Consider the following 23,231-nt stretch of genomic DNA (forward strand, 5'->3'; position numbering starts at 1 on the left):
CCGAACGGGGTACGTGACCCGAAGCGACACGCCGACCATGCTTGCGAGCATGACGAACGTCGGCGAGACATCCGTTCCAACCACCGGCGGCCCCCTGGCCGCGCAGCCCGAACACTCCGCACTCCTCCTCGAGCATCTCGTGATCCACGGGCCGGCGACGCGCAGCGAACTCGCCACGGCGACCGGCCTCGGCCGGGGCGCCATCGCCGGGCTCGCGGCGCGGCTCATCGATGCCGGGGTGCTGCGGCCGGCCGAGCACGACCCGTCGGGCGATGGCCGGGCGACGCCGCTGTCGCTCTCGGCCGCCGACCACGTGATCGTGACCACGCTCCTGCGACCCGACGAGGCGGTCGCGACCATCGCGGCCCTCTCGGGCGAGGAGCTCGCGCGCTTCGCAGTGCCGATCGACGTCGAGGCCGACGATGCACGATCGGATGCCGCGGTCGCACTCGACGCGCTCGGCCTCGCCCTCGCACGTGCACTGGCCCGGGCGGAGCGGGCGCAGCATCCGATCGCCGACATCACCGTGCTCGTCGACGGCGCGGTCGCCGGCGCACCCCCCGTCGTGATCACCGACGCCCGGCTCGGCGCCGAACCGGTCGACGTGCTCGGCGAGCTGCGCGCCCGTACGCCGGCGCTCGTCGCCATGGAGTCGCGGCTGCTCCTGCCGCTCAGCGTCGAGCCCGCCGCGGTCGCCGCGGCCGCGGCCGAATACGCGGAACTGCCGGGCGTGCACGACGTGCTCTACCTCGAGGGCGACACGGGCGTGACGGCCGCCGCCGTCTCGGGCGGCCGCGCCCTGGTCGGGGCGCACGGACTCGCCGCCTCGTTCGGCCACCTGCCGGTGGTGCAGGGCGGGGTGCGTTGCGAGTGCGGGCAGCGCGGATGCCTCGCCACGGTCGCGGCGCCGGGCATCGTGCTCGAACGGGCGGGCCTCGACGCCTTCGCCGCGAAGCACGGTCACACCGCCGCCCTCGAGGAGCTCGCCGTCCGCATCGCCGCGGCCGAGGACCGGGCGCGCTGGTCGTGGCTCGATGCGGCGCTCTGGATCGGCCGGGCACTGCAGCTCGTGGTGCCGACCCTCGACCCGGCGATCGTCGTTGTCGGCGGGTACTGGTCGCAGTTCGTCGGCGACATCGACACCGCCTACCGTTCGAACCGCCCGACCATCGGCGGCGGCGCGCTCGAGCCGATCCCCAGCATCATCGCCGCGCGCATCGGGCCCGACGCGGGCTTCCTCGGGGCGCGCCGTCGCGCCCGTGACCGCCTCATCGCCCAACCGCTCCTGCTCGCCGGCTGACGCAGTACTCCCGTCGTCGGCTGACACGGGGAATGATTCCCCGGCCGGCGCGCTTGCACCACTCATGAGTGCGACCGACGCCGGGCCGGTGCCCGTCGGGTTCGTCGATCCCCAGGACGGGATCGACGCGGTGCTGCGGCGCCTGCACTGGAGCGTCCGCGAGTTCGGACACGAGGTGCTCGACGCGGGCTCGGTGCGGCACGACGGCGGCGGCGGCATCCGATTCCACTACGTCGCGACCGGTGCCGTGGAGCTCCGCCGCACTGGCGTGGAGCCGCTCCGCATGCAGGCCGGCGACTTCGTGCTGCTCCCGCACGGCGGCGGCGTCGACGTGCACGTCGAACGGGAGACGCGGCTGCTCAGCGGGGCGCTCGCCCTCGAGGGCGCCGACGCCATCGACCCTCGGGTGATGCCCGACGTGCTGTTCACGTGCGGGTTCCGCGTCGACGAGCCGATCTTCGCCTCCCTCCTCGAGACGATGCACCGCGAGGCGTCGGCCGACCGCCCCGGCAGCGGCTCCGTGATCGAGCGGCTCGCCGACGTCGTGGCCTCCGCCGCCGTGCGCATCTGGCTGGAACGCGGTTGCGGCGACGCCCGCGACTGGCTCGCCGCGCCGGCCGACCCGCATCTCGGCCGGGCGATCGCGGCCATCCATGACGACCCCGGCTCGCCGTGGACGGTCGAGTCGCTGGCACGGCTCGCACGCGCCTCCCGTTCGCAGTTCGCGGAGCAGTTCCGCGACGCGGTCGGCGACACCCCGGCGCGCTACCTCACTCGAGTGCGCATGGAGCACGCCGAGCGGATGCTGCGAGCCGGCGTTCCGGTGACCGACATCGCGTACCGGCTGGGCTACGAGAGCGACGCGGGATTCAGCCGTGCGTTCCGGCGCCACGCGGGCATTGCGCCGAGCCGGTGGCGTCGCGGCGCCGTGGCGACGGTCGCCTAGGCCCGCGCCGAACCGGGGTCCTGGCGGCGCACGATCTCGGCGATCCAGATCGGCGCGAACGGCGACGTGCATCCGGGCGGCGTGGGGTAGTCCTTGAGCACCTCCAGCCGCTCGCCGATGCCGATCGCCCGGGCGCGGTACTCGGGGTGGTGGATGCCGATGGCAGCGAGGCACTCGTTCATGGCCCACTGCAGGCGGTCGGGTGCGTCCTTCATCCGCGCCTCGATGACGTCGAGCAGCCCCGGCAGGTCGAGTCCGTCGGGGCGCTTCGCGACCCGGTCGCTCGTCAATGCCCATCCGGCGCTCGCGACGACCGGATCGGCATCGGAGAACCAGGCGGTGCGGAGCTCCTCGACGTGCGGGTTCTTCTTGATCACGTAGCTGACGAGCCAGTCGTGCACCTTGGGCACGCGCGTGTCGCGGAGCATGGCGTCGAGCTCCGCCGCCGAGTATGCCTTGGGCCGGCCGATCAGGATGGCGACGAGACGGGCGGGCGTGTCCTCGGTCTCCCAGAGCTCGGCGGCGAGATCGGGCTGCGTGCCCAGGCGCTTGGCCACCGCCCGCAGCTTGGTGAGGTTGACGCCGTGGTCGTCGCCGTGGCGCTCGTTCACCGCCCGGACCTTCGGGTCCTCGAGGGCGGCGAGGTCGGCCATGACCCGGCCGACCGTGACCTCCGGTGCCGACGGTACCGCCACGACGATCTCCTCCGTTTCGCTGCCCCGCCGTCCCAGCATACGAGCGAGCCGGATGAGCGGAGGTCGAGCGCCGGGGGCCGCTCGGGCCGCGCCGCCTACACGCGCCGGCGGGCGGAGCTCAGCACCGCCGCCCCGATCACCGCCGCGATGCCACCGCCCAGGAACGCCGACTGCACGCCCACGGAATCGATGAGCAGGCCGCCGACGGCCGCGCCGATCGTGATGGCGATCTGGAATGCCGCGACCACCAGTCCGCCGGCGCTCTCGAGCCGTTCGGGCGCGACGTGCGCCATCCACGTCTGCACCATCGTGGGCACCGCGCCGAACCCGACGCCCCACACGAACACGGTGACGAAGGCGAGCGGCAGGCTGGAGCCGAGCAGGGCGAAGACCACCGTGCCCGTGCCGATCGCGACGGGCGCGGCGATCACCAGCACGGGCAGCCGACGATCGGCGAGCGGGCCCGCGACGGCGTTGCCCACGAAGCTGGCGACGCCGTAGACGAGGAGCAGGAGCGCCAGGAGCTCGGGCGTGAGGCCGCTGACGCCCTCGAATGCCGGGCGGAGGTAGGTGAAGCCCATGAAGTGGCCGCCGGCGATGAGCACGATGGCGAGGATGCCCGTGGCGACGACGGGCATGCGGGCGGTCTGCAGGAGGGTACGGAAGCCAGGGGCGCCACTCGGCGGGATGGACGGCAGCGTGGCGAGCTGCGCGGCGAGGGTCACCAGTCCGGCCGCCGCGGCGAGGAGGAACACCGCACGCCACCCGAGGAGCTCGCCGAAGTACGCGCCTGCAGGCACGGCGGCGATCGTGGCGAGCGAGACCCCCGCGTTCACGATCGTCATGGCACGACCGAGCCGGTCGGCCGGCACGAGCTGCGCGGTGACCGCGAGCGACATCGCCCAGAAGCCCGACAGCGCGAGGCCGAGCAGCAGCCGCGACGCGAGCATCAGGCCGAACGCCGGCGAGAGGGCGACGAGCACGTTCGACAGGATCGCGAGCGTCGTGAGGCCTGTCATCACCCACCGTCGGTCGACGCGGGGAAGGGCGGACACGATGAGCGGGCCGCCGATGATGCCGCTGATGCTGGTCGCGGTGACCAGCTGGCCTGCCGCGCCCTCCGAGATGCCGAGGTCGGCCGCGATCGGTGACAGCAGGCTGGCGGGCAGGAACTCGCTCGTCACGAGCGTGAAGATGCCGAGCCCGAGCGAGACCACGGCGAGCCACGCCGTCCGGGGCAGGCGGCCTACCGTGGCGGGCGCCGGCTGCACCGGCGTCGACAGCGTGTTCGTTGACATGGGACTCCTTCAGGTTCGCGTCCCAGCCTCGCGCGAGGCGTGCGCTCGCACCCGACCGATCGTCGCCACGACCCGACCGTTCCTCCGGGAAGCGACGCCGCACGGCGGCGAACGGCGGTCAGGCCCGGGTGTGGCCGGCTGCCGACCCGCTGCCGTCGGCCGCCGACGCCTTCGGGCGCCGCGGGCCGAAGCGCGATCGCACGCCCCAGACGGTGACCCGCACCATCGCCTCGAGCACGATCGCCGGGCTCATCTTGGAGTGGCCGCGCACGCGCTCGACGAACGTCACCGGCACCTCCACGACGGTGAGTCCGACCTCCCGCGCGTGCCAGAGCATGTCGACCTGGAAGCCGTAGCCGCGGGTGTGCACGTCCTCGAGGCGGATGCGGCGCAGTCCGGCCGCGCGGAACGCCCGGTAGCCCGCGGTCGCGTCGCGGGTGTCGAGCCGCAGCACCATGCGGGCGTAGGCGCTCCCCCACTTCGACAGCAGCTCCCGGTGGCGCGGCCAGTTCTCGATGGAGCCGCCCGGCACCCACCGCGAGCCGATCACGAGGTCGGGACGTCGGCCCGCGGCATCCGGGCGCTCGAGCGCCTCGAGCAGGCGGGGCAGCTGCTCGGGCAGGTGCGAGCCGTCGGCGTCGAGCTGCACGATGGGGTCGTAGCCGCGCTCGAGCGCCCAGCCGAACGCCGCCAGATAGGCCGCGCCCAGGCCGTCCTTCGAGGTGCGGTGCAGCACGGTCACCGCGGCGTCCGCCGCGGCGAGCTCGTCGGCGAGCTCGCCGGTGCCGTCGGGCGACGAGTCGTCGACGACGAGCACGGATGCCGCGGGCACCGCCGCGCGTAGCCGGGCCACCATGTCGGCGAGGTTCTCGCGCTCGTTGTAGGTCGGTATCACGACGAGTGTGCCGGCCATTCGCTCCCTCACTCGCGCAGGCGTGTTCGCGCTATCGTAACCGCCCACGCCGTGGGAGGCGTGCGGCAGGGAGCGTCAGCGCACCGAGCCTCAGCGCACGCCGGCCATGAGCCGCAGCACCGGCTTGCGGCCGAACCACAGCGCCGCACCCAGCACGACCGCGATGCCGCCGAGGACCGCGAAGTAGGTCGTCTGGTTCACCACCGTGTAGAGCTGGGCGAGCACGCCGGCGATCGACGTGCCGAGCGCCACCGAGAGGAAGAACAACGCGACCATCTGGGTGTGGAAGACCCGCGGCGCGAGCTTCGTGGCGACCGACAGCCCGACCGGGGAGAGCAGCAGCTCGGCCACGGTGAACACGAGCAGGATGAGCACCATCCAGAGCAGCGGCGTGGAGCTCGGGCCGCCGTCGGCGAACGGGAGGAACAGCAGGAAGGCGAGGCCCATCAGCACGGTGCCGAGCGCGAACTTCACGGGTGTCGACGGCTGGCGCTCGCCGAGCTTCGTCCACATCGCGGCGAACACGCCCGACAGCACGATGATGAAGATCGGGTTGATCGACTGCACCCACGGCACCGGCATCACCCAGCCGAAGATGCTCCGGTCGAGCTGCTCGTCGGCGTAGATCGTGAGCACGGTGAACTGCTGCTGGTAGAGCGACCAGAACGCGACGCTCGCGATGAAGAGCGGGATGAACGCGAAGACGCGGCTGCGCTCGACCGAGGTGATGCGATGGCTGCGCAGGATCACCACGAAGTACGAGATCGTGGCGACGATCGTGGCGCCGACCACCCAGGTCGCGATGTTGCCGGCGTTCAGCAGGCCCGTCAGCACGAGCACGACGATGAGCAGGATCCCCGCGACGGCGACGCCGATCATGAGGCCACGCCGCGAGCGCGGCAGCGGGTTCGGCACGACGGATGCCACGGCCGGCAGCCCCTTGCGTCCGAACGCGTACTGGGTGAGGCCGATGGCCATGCCGATCGCGGCGACGGCGAAGCCCCAGTGGAATCCCCAGGTGTCCTGCACGAGGCCGGTGATCAGCGGGCCGAGGAACGCGCCGAGGTTGATGCCGAGGTAGAACAGCGAGAACCCGGCGTCGCGCCTCGGGTCGTGCTCGGAGTAGAGCGTGCCGACCACGCTCGTCGCGTTCGCCTTGAGTCCGCCCGAGCCGAACGCGACGAGCACGAGCCCCACCCCGACGCCGAGGAACCCGGGCAGCGCGGCGAGCGCGATGTGGCCGCCCATGATCACTATGGCGCTGTAGAAGAGCACCCGCTCGGAGCCGAGCAGCCGGTCGGCGATCCACGCACCGAGGATCGTCGAGAGGTAGACCGCCCCGCCGTACGCCCCGACGATGCCCGCGGCGACGGCCTGGTCGACGCCGAGACCGCCGTCGGAGAGCGAGTAGTAGAGGTACAGCAGCAGGATGCCCTGCATGCCGTAGAAGCTGAACCGCTCCCACATCTCGACGCCGAAGATGTGCACGAGCGGCCGTGGCTGCCCGAAGAATCCGTGGTCCCCCGAGGTGTCGCGCTCGACGGTGACGACCGGCTCGCCTGGTCCGTGCTCCCCCGGGGCAGGTTCGATGACGCTGCCCATGGGGGGAAGGGTACTCCTCCCCGAGCGGATGCCGCGACCACGGACCACCCGCTTGCCGCGGTGGCGGCGGCGATGGTGGACTGGCGCCATGCCGGCTGGGACGACGACGATCGGGATCGTGCGCCTCGCGTGGGGCGATCCGGGCTCGTTCGACCGCGCACGCGCGGAGCGGCTGCTCGGGCCGGCCGAGCGCGAGCGCGCGGCGAGCATCGTCGCGCCCGGACGGCGTGACCGCTTCCTGCTGGGTCGCCTGCTCGCGCGCGACCTCGCCGCCGCAGCGGGCGGGGTCCGCGCCGAGGACGTGACCGTCACGGCCATGTGCGATCGCTGCGGAGCCGAGCACGGGCGACCGCGGCTGCGCTGGCCGGATGCCGCAGGCCCGCCGCCCGAGGTCGGCCTCGCGTCCTGCCCGGGGCTCGTGATCGCGGCGCTCGCACCCGCCGGCGTCCCCGTCGGCGTCGACGTGGAGCGTCCCTCGGCGGCGCACGGCGACGACCGCACCCGGCGCGCCGACCTCGCCGCCGTCCTCGGCGGCTCACCTCGCACGGTGGTGCGCCGCTGGGTGCGCGCCGAGGCCGTGCTCAAGGCGGACGGACGCGGCCTGCGGGAGGATCCCGCCTCGGTCGTCGTGCACGGGACCATCGCGCGCATCGCCGGCGAGCCGACGCCCTATCGCCTGATCGATCGGCGGATCGCCGGGTGTCTCGTCAGCGTCGCGGTGGGTCCGGTTCCACCGCCGGGCTGAGGGGCGCGGTCGGCGGCAGGTGCGGCAGTTCGGGACGGTGGAGCCAGGTCTCGAAGAAGGTGCCGACCGGACGCCCCGTGAGTTCGGAGACGAGCGCGATGAAGTCTGCGGTGGTGGCCGTGGCGTGCCGGTACCGCGTCGTCCACTCGCGGAGCACCGCGAAGAAGGCGTCGTCTCCGACGAGGAGACGCAGGGCGTGCAGGGTGAGGGCGCCGCGCTTGTAGAGGCGGTCGTCGAACATGCGCGCGGCGCCCGGATCGCCGATGAGCAGGTCCTCGGGCAGCCGCGAGAGGCGGGCGTGGTGGTCGCGCGCGATCCGGTCGATCGGGGCCGCGCCCGACGCATCCGCCCACAGCCACTCGGCGTAGCAGCAGAACCCCTCGTTGAGCCAGATGTCCTGCCAGCGGGCGAGGCCGACGCTGTTGCCGAACCACTGGTGGGCGAGCTCGTGGGCGATCAGGCGCTCCTCGCCGCCGTGGCCATCGATGTGGTTCGCGCCGAAGACCGCGAGCCCCTGCGCCTCGAGTGGGATCTCGAGGGCGTCGGCCGTCACGACGACGGCGTAGCGCTCGAAGGGGTACGGGCCGAACGCCGCCTCGAACGTCGCGAGCATCCGGGGCACCGGCGCGAAGTCGGCGGCGACGCGTCGCTCCAGCGGCCGGGGGAAGTACACGGCGCCCTCGGCCCCGTCGAACACGAGCCGCTGCGTCACGTACCGCCCGATCTGCAGCATCACGAGGTAGCTCGCCGTCGGCTCGGGCTGCACGTAGACCCAGACCCCCTGCCCGCTGACCACCCGGTGGTCCTCGAGCTCGCCGTTGGCCACGACGGTGTACGCGGCATCCGTCTCGACGCGGATGCGGTAGCTCGCCTTGTCGTACGGGTGGTCGTTGCACGGGAACCACGTCGGCGCACCCGACGGCTGCGACGCCACGAGCACCCCGTCGTCGAGCTCCTCCCAGCCGATCGCGCCCCAGGCCCGCGTGCGCCGCGGCTTCGGGGCTCCGCCGTACTCGACGACGACGAGGAACTCGGTGCGGGCCTCGATCGGTCGCTCCGGCGTGATCCGCAGCTTGCCCTGCACCTGCCGGAAGTCGGCGCGGCGCCCCTCGACCCGCACGGCCGACACCGAGAGGCCCACGAGGTCGAGGCTGAACCGCGCCAGCCGCTGGCTCGAGTGCAGGAGCAGCTCGGCCGTGCCGTCGAGGCGGTTGCGGGCGATGCGGTAGCGCAGCGAGAGCGCGATCGACACGGTGCGATAGCCCCCGTTGCCGCTCTGCGGCAGGTATGCGTCGCCCGCCGTGTCGGCGCCGATCTCCGAGGCGTGCATCAGCGCACCGGCGCCCGGTAGTCGGCGATGCGCACGGCGCGCCACGGGCCGATGGGGTTGCCGCTCCAACGACTGCCGACCGGCACCTCCTCGCCGCGCATCACGAGCGAGGCGGGGCCGACGGTCGCATGGGCGCCGATGCGCGCCGCGGGCAGGATGACGCTGTGGGGCCCGAGCGTGGCGCCCGGCTCGATCGTGACCCGGTCCATGCTCATGATTCGATCATGGAACAGGTGCGTCTGCACCACGCAGCCGCGGTTCACCGTGGACCCGTCGCCCAGCGTCACCAGGTCGGCCTCGGGCAGCCAGTAGCTGTCGCACCACACGCCACGGCCGATGCGAGCGCCGAGCGTGCGCAACCAGGCGGCGAGCGCCGGGGTGCCGGCCGCGGCGCGGGCGAACCACGGCGCCGCCACCATCTCGACGAACGTGTCCGACACCTCGGTGCGCCACACGAAGCTCGACCAGAGCGGATGCTCCCCCGGTCGGATGCGCCCCACGAACACCCACTTCGCGACGGTCGACACGAGCGCGGCCACGCCGCCGGCCACGAGCATGACGACTCCGCTGAGGAGCAGCGCCGCGAACGCGCCCCACGCCAGGGTGAGCAGGCCGAGGGTGAAGAGCACGCCGAGCCCGATCGCGCAGGTGACGAACACCGGGATGATGCGGCAGAGCTCCCAGAGCGCACGGGCCACGCGCAGGCGCCGTGGCGGCCGGTAGGTGCGGCTCTCATCGCCCTCGAGCGCCGCGCGCCGCAGTCGCACGGGGGGCGAGCCGAGCCACGACGTGCCGGCCTTCGACTTGGCCGGGGCGACCGACAGCACGGCGACGAGCGCGTCCTTGGCGATCCGGTGGCCCGCGGAGGCGATGCCCGAGTTGCCGAGGAACGCGCGCTTGCCGATGCGGGCGCGCTCGAGGCGCATCCACCCCCGCTGCAGCTCGTAGGAGGCGACCATCGTGTCGTCGGCGAGGAAGGCGTGGTCGTCGATGGTCGTCATCGACGGGATGAGCAGCACCGTCGACGCCTCGACGCCGCGACCCACCTGGGCGCCGAGCATGCGCAGCCACACCGGCGTGAAGAGGCTCGAGTACAGCGGGAAGAGGATCGTGCGCGAGGCGTCCATCAGGCGCTCGGTCGTCCACGCCTGCCATCCCACCCGGCTTCGCACCGGATGCCTCCCCTCATGCAGCCCGATCGCGAGCAGCCGCACCGAGACGACCACCAGTCCGGCGAACACCACCCCCGCGACGAGCGTCGCCGGCACGAGCCAGGCGAGCGCCCGGAGGGCCGCCTCGGCGAGCGTGGACGAGCCCGCGATGCCCAGGGCGATGAGGGCGCCGCCCGTCGCGAACGCCGCGATCGGCAGGAGGGCCAGGAAGAGCGAGGAGAGGCCGTAGGCGAGGAGCCACCGCCGCGGCCTCGGCGGGACGTCGCTCGTCAGCTCGGCGGGTCCGATCCGCTCGGCCGGCGAACCCGCCCAGCGCTGACCCGCCGGCACGCGACCGAACACGGCGGACCCCGGCGCGATCTCGGCGCCCCGGCCGATGCGGGCGCCGGGCAGCAGCGTGCTCCGCGCGCCGACCGTCGATCCGGCGCCGATCCGCATGCGACCGATGCGCACGACGTCGCCGTCGATCCAGGTGCCGGCGAGGTCCACCTCCGGCTCCACGGCCGCACCGTCGCCGATGGTGAGCATGCCCGTGACCGGCGGCAGGGTGTGCAGGTCGACGTCCTGCCCGATGCGGGCGCCGAGCGCCCGCGCGTAGTTGGTCACCCAGGGCGCGCCCGAGAGCCCGACGGCGTCGACCTGGTGGGCGATCTGGTCGGCGAGCCACATGCGCAGGTGCACGGAGCCGCCTCGAGGGTAGTCGCCGGGCTCGAGGCCGGCGAGCAGGAGCCGGGCGCAGGCCACGGCGATGCCCATGCGCCCGAACGGCGTGGCGAAGATCGCCAGGCCGAGGAGCAGGAGCCACAGCGGCACGGTCGGCAACGCGCCGAAGTCGGGGCTGATCGCGTCGAGGATCGCCGTCGCCGTGAGGAGGTAGAGCAACCAGCGCGCGCCGCTCAGGATGAACAGCGGCGCGCCCACGAGGGTCTGCAGCCACTGCGTTCCGCGCGGCGTCGGCACCGGCTGGCGGAACGACCTGGCGCCGGGATCGCCGTCGGGAGCGCGCGCGTCGACCTCGTCGGCCATCGCACCGAGCCTCGGATGGTCGTAGATGTCGGCCACGGTGAAGTCGGGGTCGCGCGTGCGGATCCGGCTGACGAGCTGCGCCGCCGCGAGCGACCCGCCGCCGAGGTCGAAGAAGCTCGCTCCGGCGTCGGAGACGGGCACGCCCAGCACCGCCTGCCACTGCTCGGCGAGCCAGGCGGCGGATGCCTCGAGCCCGGCGGCATCCGGCTCGACCCCGGGGAGCGGCCACGGCAGTGCGGCGCGGTCGACCTTGCCCGACGTGCGCGTCGGGAGGTCGTCGACGACGGCGAGGAGCGGGACGAGGGCGGCCGGCAGCTCCGCGGTGAGTCGAGCCCTTGCCGCTGCGGCGTCGAACCCGTCCGTCACGGCGAGGTAGCCGACGAGCACCTGGTTGCCCGCTTCGGTGCGGCGCACCGCCGCCGCGGCGCCCGAGACGCCGGGCAGGGCCTGCAGCGCCGACTCGATCTCGCCGAGCTCGATGCGACGGCCCCCGACCTTGACCTGGTCGTCGGCGCGCCCCTGGAACAGCAGGCCGTCGGCGTCGAACGTCACGAGGTCGCCCGACCGGTACGCCCGGTCCCAGCCCAGTGTCGGCATGGCGGAGTACTTGGCGGCGTCCTTCTCCGGGTCGAGGTAGCGCGCCAGCCCGACCCCGCCGATGATGAGCTCGCCGACCTCGCCGTCGCCGACGGGCCGCCCCTGGGCGTCCACCACGGCGAGCGCCCACCCGTCGAGCGGCAGGCCGATCCGCACCGGCCCGATCCCATCGAGGAGCGCGGCGCACGCGACCACGGTCGCCTCGGTGGGGCCGTACGTGTTCCACACCTCCCGATCGGGCGAGACGAGCCGTGCGGCGAGCTCGGGCGGCACCGCCTCGCCGCCGAAGATCAGCAGGCGGACGTTCTCGATCGCCTCGGCGGGCCACAGCGCGGCCAGCGTTGGCACGGTCGAGACGACCGTGATGCCGTGGGCGACCATCCACGGGCCGAGGTCCATGCCGCTGCGCACGAGGCTGCGTGGCGCCGGCACGAGGCAGGCCCCGTGGCGCCAGGCCAGCCACATCTCCTCGCACGAGGCGTCGAACGCGACCGACAGGCCGGCGAGCACGCGATCGCCCGGTCCGATCGGGGCGGGCTGCAGGAACAGCCGGGCCTCGGCATCGACGAATGCCGCCGCGGAACGGTGCGTCACCGCAACGCCCTTCGGCGTCCCCGTCGACCCCGAGGTGAAGATGATCCACGCGTCATCGTCGAGCTCGGGCGGCGACGCGATCGGCATCGCGTGCGTGCTGGGGTGCGGCGGCGCGCCGTCGAAGAGGGCCGGCGGTGCGGCATCCGGTGCAGCCGTCGCGTCGCCCGCCTCACTCGACGCGCCCGGTGCCCCCGGTGCGCGGGCGAGCACGCCGCCGCGCGTGATCACGCCCCGCACGCCGGCCTCGCCGAACACGAGCTGCGCGCGCTCGTCGGGATCGTCGGCGTCGACCGGGACGTACGCCGCACCCGCCGCCATCACCCCCAGGATCGCGATGTAGAGCTCGCGCGACCCCGACGGCATCCGGATGCCGATCCGGTCCCCGCGGCGGATGCCCGCAGCGTGGAGCCGCGCCGCCGTGCGCACCACGCGCGCCATGAGCTCCCGGTAGCTGAGGGCTCCGTCCGCGTCCTCGAGCGCCGAGGCGTCGGGGTGGTTATGGGTCGTCTCACGCAGCACGTCGATCAGCGTTCGCGCCGGGGGCGCGAAGCTCGAGCGGTCGAGGACCCCAGCGGCGTCAGCGGTCACGTGGCCTCCTGCTCGAACGGATGCCGGGCGGGTCACGATCTCGGGTCGCGCCCGGCATCCCAAGCCTCAGCCGCCGAGGGAAACGACCAGTTGCGCCTTCGTGAACCGGGAGTAGCCGGTCACGCCGCGCTCGCGCGCGAGCCGTCGCAGCTCGACGATGTTCTTCGCAGCGAGGTCGGACGGGGCGGCCGGCGCCGCAGGAGCCGACTTCGCGGCCGGCGCCGCAGGAGCCGACTTCGCGGCCGGCGCCGTCTTCGCGGCCGAGGACTTCGCCGCTGGTGCGGCCTTCGCCGCCGCGCGCTTCGCCGGAGTCGTCTTCGCCTGAGTCGTCTTCACCGCCGCTGCGGCCTTCACGGGCTTCGGCGCAGCGGCGACCTTCGAGGCAGCGGCGACCTGCGCTGGCTTCGGCGCGGCGGCGACCTTCGGCGCAGCCGCCGGCGCGGCGGCGGACGGGCTCGCCGGCGTGCCGACGCGCGGAGCGACCGGGGTGGGCGCCGGCGCGCCCGAATCCTTCGACTCCATGGCGGTGGCGGCGCGCTCGGCGGCTTCGGTCGCCTCGCGCCGGAGCTTCGTCGCCCGCGTCTGCTCCACGACCGCCGCCAGCTTCTTCTCGACCTTCGCCGCCTTCTTCCGGGCGGCCTTGCCGGCCTTCGCGGCGCGGCGCTTCGCCGTGGCGACCGCGTCCTTCGCCGCATCGAGCGCCTTCGCGGCCGCCTTCTCCTTCTTGCTCTTCGCCATCCTGCACCCCAGACCGAGCATCCCCGTCGCGTGTTCGACGGTTCGGCGTCATCGTACCGCGGGTGTCCCCGTGCGCCCCGGGTGGGCGACGCGCGCCGCTGGCGGCGTCGACGTGGCGGCGGTATGGTCGGCGCGAGACGAGCGGATGCCGCGATGGCGTCGAGGCCCCCACGTCGGGAGGAACACCATGAGCAGGTTCGCGCGGGCGGCGTTGGTCCTCGCGACGACCGCGACGGTCGTGGTCGCCCTCGGCGGGTGCGCGCTGCTCGCGCCACCGCATCGCGTCAGCGACGAGACCACGGTGACGGGTGACATCCGCACCATCGAGCTCGTCGACTCGTCGGGATCGGTGGAGGTGCGCGGCGACGCAGACGCGACGGAGACGGTGGTCCACCGCACGGTGTCGTACCGCGGCGCCGAGCGCACGATCGACGAGACGCACGAGGTGTCGGGCGACACCCTCGAGCTGCGCGGCTGCGGTCGGAACTGCAGCGTGGCCTACGAGATCGACGTGGCGGCGGGCGTCGACGTCGAGGGTTCGACCTCCAACGGCGCGATCACGCTCGAGCACGTGGGCGAGGTCGACGTGCAGACGAGCAACGGCCGCATCGAGCTCGACGACGTCTCAGGCGACGTGGTCGCCGAGACGTCGAACGGCCGTATCGAGGGCAGCGACCTGCAGGGGTCGGACGTGCGTGCGACCACGTCGAACGGCGCGATCGACCTGGAGCTCGGCGTCGCGCAGGACGTCGAGGCGCGCACGTCGAACGGCGCCATCGACGTCGAGGTGCCCACCGGCGGCTCCTACCGCGTCGGGTCCGAGACGTCGAACGGCCGGGAGCGCATCGGGATCGCGAACGACCCCGACGGTGAGCACACCCTCGACCTGCGCACCTCCAACGGCGCGATCACGGTCAGCGAGGACTGAGGTCCTCGGCGAGCACCGCCTCGAGCTGGTCGACCGCCCAGTCGAGATCGGACGACTCCACGACGATGGGCGGCGCGAGCCGGATCGTCGAGCCGTGCGTGTCCTTCGCGAGCACGCCCCGGCGCATGAGCGCCTCGCACACCGCGCGGCCGGTGCCGATGCGGGGATCGATGTCGATGCCGGCCCACAGCCCGGCCCCACGCACGGCCACGACCCCGTGGCCCACGAGCCGGGCCAGCCGGTCGTGCAGGTGCGCGCCCAGCACGCGAGCGCGCTCCTGCGGCTCGCCCGACGCGAGCATGCGCACGACCTCGGTGCCCACGGCAGCGGCCAGCGGGTTGCCGCCGAACGTCGAGCCGTGCTGGCCGGGCTGGAGCACCCCGAGCACGTCGCGATCGCCGACCACCGCGGAGACGGGCACGATGCCGCCGCCGAGCGCCTTGCCCAGCAGGTAGAGGTCGGGCACCACGCCGACGAGGTCGCACGCGAACGTGGCGCCGACCCGGCCGAGCCCCGACTGGATCTCGTCGGCGATGAGCAGGACGTTCCGCTCGCGCGTCAGTGTGCGCAGCGCGGGCAGGAATCCGGCGGGCGGCACGACGACGCCGGCCTCGCCCTGGATCGGCTCGACCAGCACCGCGACGGTGTTCTCGTCCATCGCCGCCTCGACGGCCCCGGCGTCGCCGTAGGGCACCATGCGGAAGCCGGGCGTGTAGGGCCCGAAGTCGTCGCGCGCATCGGGGTCGTCGCTGAATGACACGATCGTCGTGGTGCGCCCATGGAAGTTCCCGGCCATGACGACGATGTTCGCGGCATCCGGCGCCACGCCCTTCACCCGGTAGCCCCAGGCGCGCGCCACCTTGATGCCCGACTCGACGGCCTCGGCGCCGGTGTTCATCGGCAGCACCAGGTCCTTGCCGCAGAGCGCGGCGAGCTCGGTCACGAAGGTTCCGAGCCGGTCGTTGTGGAACGCCCGGCTCGTGAGCGTGATGCGGTCGAGCTGCTCGCGCGCCGCGGCGACGAGCACGGGGTGGCCGTGACCGAAGTTCACGGCCGAGTAGGCGGCGAGGCAGTCGAGGTAGCGCCTCCCCTCGACATCCGTCACCCACGCCCCGTCACCGGACGCCACGACCACCGGCAGCGGGTGGTAGTTGTGGGCCGCGTGCAGCTCCTCGTCGTGGATGGCCGCAGCGGTGCGGTCGGTCGTCGTGGTCATCGGCGCAGCTCCAGGGTGCAGCACTTCACGCCGCCACCGCCGAGCAGCAGCTCCGAGAGGTCGACGCCGATCGGGTCGTAGCCGTGCTCGCGCAGCTGCCGCTCGAAGTCCGTCGCGCGCGACGCGATCACCACGTGGTAGCCGTCGCTGAACGAATTGAGGCCCAGCACCGCGGCATCCGTCTCGTTCACGATGATCGCGTCGGGGTAGCGCGCCCGCAGCAGCGCCAGCGAGTCCGCGTCGAACGCGGTCGGCAGGTAGGCGATGTGCTCCTGCCCGGGGGTCGGGTCGAGCACGGCGATCGCGGTGTCGAGGTGGTAGAAGCTCGGGTCGACGAGCCGAAGCGTCACGACCTCGCGGCCGTAGATGCGCTCGAGCTCCTGGTGCGAGAGGGAGTCGCTGCGGAACCCCGTGCCGGCCAGGATGGTCTCGCCGACGAGCAGGAAGTCGCCTTCACCCTCGTTGACCTCCTCGGGCACGCGCACGTCGAACCCGGCACCGCGGAACCACTCCATGTACGCCGGCCCCTCGGGCTGGCGCTCGGGGTGCGTGAACTTCGCGCCGTAGGCGACGTTGTCGATGACGAATCCGCCGTTCGCGGCGTAGACCATGTCGGGAAGCCCGGCGATCGGGTCGATGAGCTGCACGTCGTACCCGAGCTGCACGTAGGTGTCGTACAGCGCCTGCCACTGCTGCACCGCGAGGCTCGTGTCGGTGGGCTGGGCCGGGTTCATCCACGGGTTGATCCGGTACACGACGGTGAAGTGCTCGGGGCGGCACATGAGCACGCTGCGTCCGGTGGGGCGGCGCTCGGGCCGGATGCCCGGCTGCTCGTCGGTCATGGTCATGGTCGACATCTCACTCCTCGATGGGTCAGCGGATGCCACGGCGCTCCGCGCCCCGCGACATCCACGTGCTGGCAATGCCGGCGGACCAGGTCGCTCTTTCGAACCCTGATGGCGGCGCTTCGGGTGGCGCCGCCATCAGGACGCCACTCCCAGTGTGCGGCTCGGAGCGCTCGCACTTCGCGGCGTCGTGCGCAATCTTCGTGCTCGTTCGCACCGCTTCCGACAGTTTCGTGCGCGGATGCCGCGGCGGAGCCGCGACCGTGCGCGTGGAACCCCTTGCCGACGCCACCACCGGTGGTCCATCCTGTTGCAGGGCCTGATTCCCGGCGGGCCCTGACCGACGGAGGCCGCTCTTGGACGATCCCGACCACGACGAGCGGATGCGCCGACTGCAGCGCACGGCCTACGGCGCCGTTGCGAGCGAAGCCGAGCGCACGGCGGCGCTGGCGGAGCTCGACGCGGTGCGGCGCGAGCTGGCGCGAGCCGCTGACGAGGTCGAGCGAGCGGATGCCGCGGGCCCCGCCTCGACGCGCCCCGTCGCGGTGCCTCCGGTGACCACGGGTGCCGTCGCGGTGCCCCGGGCGGCGTCGGTCACTTCGGCGGCGAGGTCGCTGAAGTGGGCTATCGCGGTCGGGGCCGCCACACTCGTCGTGGGCGTCGCGGTGGGGTGGCAGGCGGGTGCACGCACGACCGTCTCGGAGCCCTCGGCCGCCGACGTCGCCCTCGGCGGTGCCGCCTCGATCACGCTGGGAATGGGCGAGGTCACCTCCGTCCCGGTCATCGCCTCGACGGCCTACGAGGTGTTCGACCGACCGGCCGCTGTCACCGACGTGCCGGCCGTCGCGCTTCCGCCGCACCGGTACGACCCCGCGACGCTTCGACTGCTCACCTCGACGCCCGACGGCGCCGCCGTCTACGGGGCGATGGCGTCGCCCGACGCCACGAAGGACGTCTGCGTGGTCATCACGCACCCCGTGGGCGCGAGCGGCGCGTCGTGCACGAACGGCGGCATGTTCGAGCACGGCCGCCTCGAGAGCTCGCTCTACGTCGAGGGCGTCGGGCTGCTCTCGTCGACCTGGCACGCCGACGGCAGCGTGCAGGTCACGGTTCCCAGGGGGTGAGCCCGATGCAGGTCGACGACATCGCGCGGCTGGAGCGCATCGCGTTCGGCGCCGGGTCGACCGAGGAGGAACGCCGGCGCGCCGCCGTCGAACTGCGGTCGCTGCGCGAGGCCGAGTTCGGGATCACGAGTGCGGAGGCCCACGGAGCGGACACGGTTCCGCGGCCCGTCGAGAGCGTGGGCGTTGCGGCATCCGACGACGAACCGGCCGACGCCGCCGTGCCCAAGGGCGGCCGGCGCGTGGCCGTGCGCGTCGGCGTCGTCGTCGGCGCGGCTGCCCTGGCGCTCGGCGTGGTCGCCGGAACTCAGCTCGACCGGCTCGCGGGAAGCGCCGAGACGGGTGGCCCCGTCGCCGCACCGACGGTGAACCCCGAGCCGTTGCTGCAGGCCGACGTGCTCGCCGCGAAGCCGGTCGCGCTCGAGACGCCTGCCGCCACGGTGTTCGATCGCCCGGCGACACCCGAAGACCTCCCCCAGATGGCCGGCATGGGACGCATGCCGGTCTCCTTCGGGGGCGACCCGGTCGACACCCGCCTGCTCGCCACCCGGCCCGATGGCGTCGAGGTCTTCGCGGCACGGCACGGCGCCGACCTCTGCCTGCTCATCCCGACGAGCCCCGAGCCCGGGTACAGCGCCACCTGCACCGACGACGGCCGGTTCCCCACTGATGGCCTCCTGCTCAGCGACGGCGCGCGGGCCACCCCGGACGGCGGCACCACGGCGTCGATCGTCGCGCTCTGGTACCCCGACGGGTCACTCCACCTCGGGCTGCTCGGCTATATCGAACAGCCGCGGTAGCGGCATCCGCTACCCGTTCTTGGCGTCGCGCCAGGCGAGCCACTCGGGCACGGTCGCGAAGTCGTAGTCGGGCCCGCTGAGGCCGAGCGTGAAGAGGCGCACGCCGGCGTCGTACAGGGCGTCGGCGTACTCGACGTCGACCCGGCCGCGGGTGAGCTCGTTCGACACGGTGATCTCCGACACGTCGCGGCCGACCTCCTCGCCCCACTGCGCGAGCACGCTCAGCTTGTGCGGCAGGTCGGCGGGCGACACGAACGAGTGCCAGATGTCGGCGTGGCGCGCGACGATCTTCAGGGTCTTCTGCTCGCCCTTGCCGCCGATCATGACGGGGATCTTGCGGGTGGGCGGCGGGTTCAGCTTCGTCCAGCGCTCCTCGATGCGGGGCAGCGCGGCGGCGAGCGCGTTCAGGCGGGTGCCGGGCGTGCCGAAGTCGTAGCCGTACTCGTCGTAGTCGCGCTCGAACCAGCCCGACCCGGTACCGAAGATGAACCGGCCCTCGCCGCCCTTCGCGCTGATGTGGTCGAGCGTGCGGGCCATGTCGGCCTGCAGGTCGGCGTTCCGGTAAGAGTTGCAACTCACGAGCGTGCCGAATTCAATGCGCTCGGTCTGCTCGGCCCACGCGCCGAGCATGGTCCAGGCCTCGAAGTGGAGTCCGTCGCGGTCGCCGGTGAGCGGGAAGAAGTGGTCCCAGTTGAAGACGATGTCGACACCGAGGTCCTCGGCGCGAAGCACCGCGTCACGCATGGCGGGATAGTGGGCGTGCTGGGGTTGCAGCTGGAGTCCGAGGCGCACGGGAGAAGCAGAGGTCATGCATCGAGCCTAGGCAGCGCATGGAAAGCGTTGCCCCGTACGCATGAAACCTGCGTCCACCACTGTGACAACGCAACGAATGAGCGTAGACTCCCGGCATGGACAACCTCGATCGCGCCATCCTCGACCTGCTCCGCCAGAACGCGCGAGCGGGCTACGGCGACATCGGGTCCTCCGTGGGGCTCTCCGCCTCGGCGGTCAAGCGGCGGGTCGACCGCCTCGTCGCCGACGGCGTCATCCGGTCGTTCACCATCCAGGTCGATCCGACCGTCGACGGCATGAGCACCGAGGCCTACGTCGAGCTGTTCTGTCGGGGCACGGTCGCGCCCGACGAGCTGCAGCGCATCCTCCAGGGAGTGCCCGAGGTGGTCTACGCCGGCACGGTCACGGGCAGCGCCGACGCGATCGTGCACATGCGCGCCCGCGACATCACCTCCCTCGAAGACGCCCTCGAACGCGTGCGCATCGCCCCCAACGTCGACCACACGCGCAGCGCGATCGTGCTGTCACGCCTCGTGAACCGCAACCGGGACTGACGATGACGGATGCCGCGGGCGCGGAGCAGCACGGATGAAGCTGTCGATCGACCCCGCCGCATCCGCCCCGCCCTTCGAGCAGTTGCGCCGCCAGGTCGTCGACGCGGTCTCCGACGGGTCCCTCGCACCCGGCGCTCGGATGCCGACCGTTCGCGCCCTCGCGGCGGAGCTCGACCTCGCCGTGAACACCGTGGCGAAGGCCTATCGCGCCCTCGAGGACGACCACGTGCTCGAGGGCCGTGGCCGCGCGGGCACGTTCGTCTCCGCGACGGGGGACCCGGCGACACGCGAGGCGCAGCTCGCGGCCATCGCCTACGCCGATCGGGTGCGGCACCTCGGCCTCGGCGAGGCCGAGGCGATCGCGCTCGTCACGGCCGCCCTCCGCATCGAGCGCTGACGCGCGGCCGGCTGCAGGCGCGCCCGGCGGCGCGGTCGGCCCGCCGCGCGGGCTCAGGCAGTGGCGGCGAGCGCGAGTGTCGCCGACACGACGACCAGCGGTGCGGCGACGAGTCCCAGCAGCATGAACTTCGGCCACGAGATCTCGACGCCGGTCGACACCAGGCGCGAATGCCAGAGCAGCGTCGCGAGCGAGCCCCACGGGGTGATGATCGCGCCGGCGTTCACTCCGATGAGCAGCGCCATGAGCCGCACGGGGTCATCGGCGAAGGGCTCGAGCGCCAGGTAGGCCGGCAGGTTGTTCGCGAGGTTCGCCGACACCGCGCCCGCACCCGCGAGGCGCAGCAGGTCGAGCGGCGAGTCACCCGTGCCCGCGATGACGGCGAGCACGTCGGTCGCTCGCACCGCGTGCAGCGCCTCGACCGCGAGGAAGAGTCCCGACGCGAACACCACGAGCTGCCAGGGCACGAGCTGGAACCGCAGCACCGACGGGCGCCGCAGGGCGAACGCGATCACGAGCACGACCGCGGCGACGGTCGCGGGGATCCAGACCTCGACACCCGAGACCAGCAGCGGCACGAGCAGCGCGAGCGTGGCCACGGCGACCCCGAAGAGCACGCGGTCGTCGGGTGGGCTCGCCGTCTCGGGCTCGAACCGGGCGAGCAGTTGTCGCGGCCGCGTCGCGAAGATGACGAGGGCGGTGATGGCGATCGCCACCGCCGCGGGTGCGGCGGCCAGCGCGGCGAACTGCACGGGATGCAGGTCGAGCTGCTCCGCGGCGAGGAGATTCGTCAGGTTCGAGACGGGCAGCAACAGCGAGCCCGTGTTCGCGATCCACACCGTGGTGAGCGCGAACGGGATCGGTGAGATGCGCGCGTGGGCCGCGAGCGCCACGACGACCGGTGTGAGCAGCACGGCCGTGGTGTCGAGCGAGAGGAAGATCGTCGAGGCCGTCGCAAGCACCAGCACGAGCAGCCAGAGCACGATCGCCCGGCCCCGGGCGAGTGCCGCGAGCCGCTCGGCGATCACCCGGAAGAGGCCGGCCTCGGCGGCGAGCTCGGCCACGACGGTGACCGCCACCACGAACCCGAGGATCGGCAGCACGCGCGAGGCGAGCTCGGCGATCGCCTCGGGCGTGAGCGCGCCGGCGAGCGCCGCCACGGCCCCGACCGCCAGCAGCACTCCCCCGACGATCGCGATGCGCACCGCACGACGTTACCTCGCGCAGCGGCCGCTCGACGACGAGGCGCCGACCCGCGGCATCCGCTCGACTGCCGTCGGCCCGCCCGGGCCGTCAGCTCGCCTCGGGGATCGGCTCCTTCGGAAGCTTGCGGACCTTCGCCCGACGTCGCCGCCGCTCAGGAATCATCGAACGCATCTCCTCGAGGCGGCCGAAGCAGAGCAGCCGGTCCTCGCCCTCGAGCACCACGCCCTTGCGCGGGTTGGGGATGACCGTCGTGCCGCGGTGGAGCGTGAGCACCGTGATGTCGCGCTCCCACAGGCCCGACTCGCCGAGGGTCGTGCCCACGAGGTCGGCGTTGCCGTGCACGAGGAGCTCGGCGACGCCGTACCCCGTCGAGACGGTGAGCCGCTGGCGCACGTCGATCTCGGGGAACGCCACCTGGTTCGCGATGTAGTCGATGATGGCGCCCGCCACGTCGAGCTTGGTGGCCGTCTCGATGCCCTGCAGGCCCGGCGACGAGTTGACCTCCATGACGAGGGGCCCCTCGTTGCCCTCGAGCATGTCGACGCCCGCGACCTTCAGTCCCATGATCTGCGCCGAGCGCACCGCCGCCTGCTCGTACTCGGGTGCGAGCTCGACCGGCTCGACGGTGCCGCCGCGGTGCACGTTCGAACGGAATTCATCGCCGCTGGCCACCCGCCGCATGGCCGCGACGACGCGGTCGCCGACCACGAGGGCACGGATGTCGCGGCCGCGGCTCTCCTTGATGAACCGCTGGATGAGCACGTTCTGCTTCGTGGAGTGCAGGGTCTCGATGATGGCCTCGGCGACCTTCACCTCGGGAGCCAGGATGACGCCGATGCCCTGCGTGCCCTCGAGCAGCTTGATGACGACCGGCGCCCCGCCCACCTGCTCGATCGCAGGGCGCACGTCGGCGCGGTTGCGCACGAAGGCGGTCGCGGGCATGCCGATGTTGTGCCGCGAGAGGATCTGGTTGGCGCGGAGCTTGTCGCGCGCGTTGGTGATGCCGTTCGCGGTGTTGGGCGTGTAGACGTCCATCTGCTCGAACTGGCGCACCACGGCAGTGCCGAAGTAGGTGATCGAGTTGCCGATGCGCGGCAGGATCGCGTCGTAGTCGCTCAGCCGGCGACCGCGGTACTGCAGGTCGGGCTCCAGGCCCGACAGGTCGATGCCGAAGCGCAACGTGTTCAGGACCTTCACGTCGTGGCCGCGCTGCTGCGCCGCCGTGCGCAGCCGCTGCGTGGAGTACGCCTGCGGGGCGCGCGAGAGGATCGCAAGTTTCATCGTTGAGCCCCTGAGAAGATGGTCGAGTGACAGAGCCCCCCTATTCAAGCACCATCGTCGGATGGCGCGAATGGGTGACCCTGCCCGGCGCGGGCGTCCCCTGGATCAAGGCCAAGATCGACACCGGCGCGCGCACCTCGTCGCTGCACGCGTTCGACGTCGAGGAGTTCCGGCGCGACGACGGCGCCGATGCGGTGCGCTTCGGCGTGCGTCCCTGGCAGGACAGCGACGAGGACGCCGTGGTCGTCGAGTGCCCCGTGCACGACCGTCGAACGGTGCGCAGCTCGTCTGGTCATACCGAGGAGCGCGTCGTCGTGCTCATGGACGTGACGCTGCACGGCCGCATGATGAGCGCCGAGATCACGCTCACCAACCGCGACGAGATGGGCTTCCGCATGCTCATCGGGCGCGAGGCGCTCCGCAACGGGTTCCTCGTCTCGCCCGGAGAGTCGTTCCTCGGGGGCCGCGCCCCGCGGCCGGTGCGCCGCCTCAACCGCGGCCGCTGATCCGCCCAGCGCGCGCCCACGAGCCCGGCACCCACCCGGCC

At 72.9% G+C, this 23,231-nt stretch carries 21 protein-coding genes; 9 read left to right on the plus strand and 12 right to left on the minus strand.

Annotation, left to right across the window (positions count from 1 at the left end; all coding sequences use genetic code 11):
* Positions 1-49: 49 nt before the first annotated feature.
* Together J2X63_RS06325 and J2X63_RS06330 are read left to right on the plus strand one after the other, a co-directional pair.
* Positions 50-1,300, plus strand: coding sequence for an ROK family transcriptional regulator (locus J2X63_RS06325; protein ID WP_309975241.1), 1,251 nt, complete (start codon positions 50-52; stop codon positions 1,298-1,300).
* A 64-nt stretch (positions 1,301-1,364) separates the two neighbouring features.
* Entirely contained in the window at positions 1,365-2,246 is an 882-nt protein-coding gene (locus J2X63_RS06330) for an AraC family transcriptional regulator (RefSeq protein ID WP_309975243.1), read from the plus strand.
* Here the strand turns inward: J2X63_RS06330 and J2X63_RS06335 are convergent.
* The 4 genes from J2X63_RS06335 to J2X63_RS06350 form a co-directional block, all read right to left on the minus strand.
* The gene (locus J2X63_RS06335; protein ID WP_309977831.1) at positions 2,243-2,899 is read right to left on the minus strand and encodes a DNA alkylation repair protein; all 657 of its coding nucleotides are present in this window, start codon (positions 2,897-2,899) and stop codon (positions 2,243-2,245) included. The genes J2X63_RS06330 and J2X63_RS06335 overlap by 4 nt on opposite strands.
* A gap of 137 nt (positions 2,900-3,036) precedes the next feature.
* A complete protein-coding gene (locus J2X63_RS06340; protein ID WP_309975244.1) occupies positions 3,037-4,239 on the minus strand; it encodes an MFS transporter in 1,203 nt (400 codons plus the stop codon).
* 118 nt (positions 4,240-4,357) lie between these two features.
* A complete protein-coding gene (locus J2X63_RS06345) occupies positions 4,358-5,152 on the minus strand; it encodes a polyprenol monophosphomannose synthase (protein WP_309975246.1) in 795 nt (264 codons plus the stop codon).
* A 90-nt stretch (positions 5,153-5,242) separates the two neighbouring features.
* Positions 5,243-6,754 carry a peptide MFS transporter gene (locus tag J2X63_RS06350; RefSeq protein ID WP_309975248.1) on the minus strand — a complete coding sequence of 504 codons (1,512 nt, stop codon included), beginning with the start codon at positions 6,752-6,754 and terminating at the stop codon, positions 5,243-5,245.
* Between the two features lie 88 nt (positions 6,755-6,842).
* Between J2X63_RS06350 and J2X63_RS06355 the strand changes: the two genes are divergently transcribed.
* Complete coding sequence (locus tag J2X63_RS06355; RefSeq protein ID WP_309975249.1) at positions 6,843-7,499, plus strand: 4'-phosphopantetheinyl transferase superfamily protein; 657 nt, start codon at positions 6,843-6,845, stop codon at positions 7,497-7,499.
* Here J2X63_RS06355 and J2X63_RS06360 read toward each other — a convergent pair.
* The 3 genes from J2X63_RS06360 to J2X63_RS06370 form a co-directional block, all read right to left on the minus strand.
* On the minus strand, positions 7,462-8,829 hold the full coding sequence (locus J2X63_RS06360; RefSeq protein WP_309975251.1) for a M1 family metallopeptidase: 1,368 nt from the start codon (positions 8,827-8,829) through the stop codon (positions 7,462-7,464). The genes J2X63_RS06355 and J2X63_RS06360 overlap by 38 nt on opposite strands.
* Positions 8,829-12,806, minus strand: a complete 3,978-nt coding sequence (locus J2X63_RS06365; protein ID WP_309975253.1) for a Pls/PosA family non-ribosomal peptide synthetase — start codon at positions 12,804-12,806, stop codon at positions 8,829-8,831. The genes J2X63_RS06360 and J2X63_RS06365 overlap by 1 nt, the downstream gene beginning before the upstream one ends.
* A gap of 66 nt (positions 12,807-12,872) precedes the next feature.
* A complete protein-coding gene (locus J2X63_RS06370; protein ID WP_309975255.1) occupies positions 12,873-13,544 on the minus strand; it encodes a Rho termination factor N-terminal domain-containing protein in 672 nt (223 codons plus the stop codon).
* A gap of 187 nt (positions 13,545-13,731) precedes the next feature.
* Between J2X63_RS06370 and J2X63_RS06375 the strand changes: the two genes are divergently transcribed.
* Positions 13,732-14,472 carry a DUF4097 family beta strand repeat-containing protein gene (locus J2X63_RS06375; protein ID WP_309975257.1) on the plus strand — a complete coding sequence of 247 codons (741 nt, stop codon included), beginning with the start codon at positions 13,732-13,734 and terminating at the stop codon, positions 14,470-14,472.
* Here J2X63_RS06375 and rocD read toward each other — a convergent pair.
* The gene (gene rocD / locus J2X63_RS06380; RefSeq protein ID WP_309975259.1) at positions 14,459-15,688 is read right to left on the minus strand and encodes an ornithine--oxo-acid transaminase; all 1,230 of its coding nucleotides are present in this window, start codon (positions 15,686-15,688) and stop codon (positions 14,459-14,461) included. The genes J2X63_RS06375 and rocD overlap by 14 nt on opposite strands.
* Positions 15,685-16,536, minus strand: coding sequence for a dimethylargininase (gene ddaH, locus J2X63_RS06385; protein ID WP_396133146.1), 852 nt, complete (start codon positions 16,534-16,536; stop codon positions 15,685-15,687). Before ddaH ends, rocD begins: the two co-directional genes overlap by 4 nt.
* A 353-nt stretch (positions 16,537-16,889) precedes the next feature.
* On the opposite strand from ddaH, the gene J2X63_RS06390 reads away from it, so the two are divergent.
* Together J2X63_RS06390 and J2X63_RS06395 are read left to right on the plus strand one after the other, a co-directional pair.
* Positions 16,890-17,657, plus strand: coding sequence for a hypothetical protein (locus J2X63_RS06390; RefSeq protein WP_309975261.1), 768 nt, complete (start codon positions 16,890-16,892; stop codon positions 17,655-17,657).
* Between the two features lie 5 nt (positions 17,658-17,662).
* The gene (locus tag J2X63_RS06395; RefSeq protein WP_309975263.1) at positions 17,663-18,454 is read left to right on the plus strand and encodes a hypothetical protein; all 792 of its coding nucleotides are present in this window, start codon (positions 17,663-17,665) and stop codon (positions 18,452-18,454) included.
* Between the two features lie 9 nt (positions 18,455-18,463).
* On the opposite strand, the gene J2X63_RS06400 is transcribed toward J2X63_RS06395, so the two are convergent.
* Positions 18,464-19,264 (minus strand): LLM class F420-dependent oxidoreductase, encoded by an 801-nt coding sequence (locus J2X63_RS06400; RefSeq protein ID WP_309975265.1) that lies wholly within the window; start codon positions 19,262-19,264, stop codon positions 18,464-18,466.
* Between the two features lie 98 nt (positions 19,265-19,362).
* Here J2X63_RS06400 and J2X63_RS06405 point away from each other — a divergent pair, with 98 nt between their 5' ends.
* The gene (locus tag J2X63_RS06405; RefSeq protein WP_148732865.1) at positions 19,363-19,800 is read left to right on the plus strand and encodes an Lrp/AsnC family transcriptional regulator; all 438 of its coding nucleotides are present in this window, start codon (positions 19,363-19,365) and stop codon (positions 19,798-19,800) included.
* A 34-nt stretch (positions 19,801-19,834) separates the two neighbouring features.
* On the plus strand, positions 19,835-20,197 hold the full coding sequence (locus J2X63_RS06410; RefSeq protein ID WP_309975271.1) for a GntR family transcriptional regulator: 363 nt from the start codon (positions 19,835-19,837) through the stop codon (positions 20,195-20,197).
* A gap of 53 nt (positions 20,198-20,250) precedes the next feature.
* Here the strand turns inward: J2X63_RS06410 and J2X63_RS06415 are convergent, their stop codons facing one another.
* Together J2X63_RS06415 and J2X63_RS06420 are read right to left on the minus strand one after the other, a co-directional pair.
* Complete coding sequence (locus J2X63_RS06415) at positions 20,251-21,402, minus strand: SLC13 family permease (protein ID WP_309975273.1); 1,152 nt, start codon at positions 21,400-21,402, stop codon at positions 20,251-20,253.
* Positions 21,403-21,490: 88 nt separating this feature from the next.
* A complete protein-coding gene (locus J2X63_RS06420; protein ID WP_309975275.1) occupies positions 21,491-22,684 on the minus strand; it encodes a RimK family alpha-L-glutamate ligase in 1,194 nt (397 codons plus the stop codon).
* Between the two features lie 26 nt (positions 22,685-22,710).
* On the opposite strand from J2X63_RS06420, the gene J2X63_RS06425 reads away from it, so the two are divergent.
* Positions 22,711-23,190, plus strand: coding sequence for a RimK/LysX family protein (locus J2X63_RS06425; RefSeq protein WP_309975278.1), 480 nt, complete (start codon positions 22,711-22,713; stop codon positions 23,188-23,190).
* The last annotated feature ends 41 nt before the right edge of the window (positions 23,191-23,231 follow it).

Source organism: Agromyces sp. 3263, assembly GCF_031456545.1.
Classification (GTDB): Bacteria; Actinomycetota; Actinomycetes; order Actinomycetales; family Microbacteriaceae; genus Agromyces.

Bases quoted from the DNA above. Each gene is read 5' to 3' on its own strand.
- J2X63_RS06325 (WP_309975241.1), top strand. From the start codon at position 50: ATGACGAACGTCGGCGAGACATCCGTTCCAACCACCGGCGGCCCCCTG.
- J2X63_RS06330 (WP_309975243.1), top strand. From the start codon at position 1,365: ATGAGTGCGACCGACGCCGGGCCGGTGCCCGTCGGGTTCGTCGATCCC.
- J2X63_RS06335 (WP_309977831.1), bottom strand. From the start codon at position 2,899: ATGGCCGACCTCGCCGCCCTCGAGGACCCGAAGGTCCGGGCGGTGAAC.
- J2X63_RS06340 (WP_309975244.1), bottom strand. From the start codon at position 4,239: ATGTCAACGAACACGCTGTCGACGCCGGTGCAGCCGGCGCCCGCCACG.
- J2X63_RS06345 (WP_309975246.1), bottom strand. From the start codon at position 5,152: ATGGCCGGCACACTCGTCGTGATACCGACCTACAACGAGCGCGAGAAC.
- J2X63_RS06350 (WP_309975248.1), bottom strand. From the start codon at position 6,754: ATGGGCAGCGTCATCGAACCTGCCCCGGGGGAGCACGGACCAGGCGAG.
- J2X63_RS06355 (WP_309975249.1), top strand. From the start codon at position 6,843: ATGCCGGCTGGGACGACGACGATCGGGATCGTGCGCCTCGCGTGGGGC.
- J2X63_RS06360 (WP_309975251.1), bottom strand. From the start codon at position 8,829: ATGCACGCCTCGGAGATCGGCGCCGACACGGCGGGCGACGCATACCTG.
- J2X63_RS06370 (WP_309975255.1), bottom strand. From the start codon at position 13,544: ATGGCGAAGAGCAAGAAGGAGAAGGCGGCCGCGAAGGCGCTCGATGCG.
- J2X63_RS06375 (WP_309975257.1), top strand. From the start codon at position 13,732: ATGAGCAGGTTCGCGCGGGCGGCGTTGGTCCTCGCGACGACCGCGACG.
- rocD (WP_309975259.1), bottom strand. From the start codon at position 15,688: ATGACCACGACGACCGACCGCACCGCTGCGGCCATCCACGACGAGGAG.
- ddaH (WP_396133146.1), bottom strand. From the start codon at position 16,536: ATGACCATGACCGACGAGCAGCCGGGCATCCGGCCCGAGCGCCGCCCC.
- J2X63_RS06395 (WP_309975263.1), top strand. From the start codon at position 17,663: ATGCAGGTCGACGACATCGCGCGGCTGGAGCGCATCGCGTTCGGCGCC.
- J2X63_RS06400 (WP_309975265.1), bottom strand. From the start codon at position 19,264: ATGACCTCTGCTTCTCCCGTGCGCCTCGGACTCCAGCTGCAACCCCAG.
- J2X63_RS06405 (WP_148732865.1), top strand. From the start codon at position 19,363: ATGGACAACCTCGATCGCGCCATCCTCGACCTGCTCCGCCAGAACGCG.
- J2X63_RS06410 (WP_309975271.1), top strand. From the start codon at position 19,835: ATGAAGCTGTCGATCGACCCCGCCGCATCCGCCCCGCCCTTCGAGCAG.
- J2X63_RS06420 (WP_309975275.1), bottom strand. From the start codon at position 22,684: ATGAAACTTGCGATCCTCTCGCGCGCCCCGCAGGCGTACTCCACGCAG.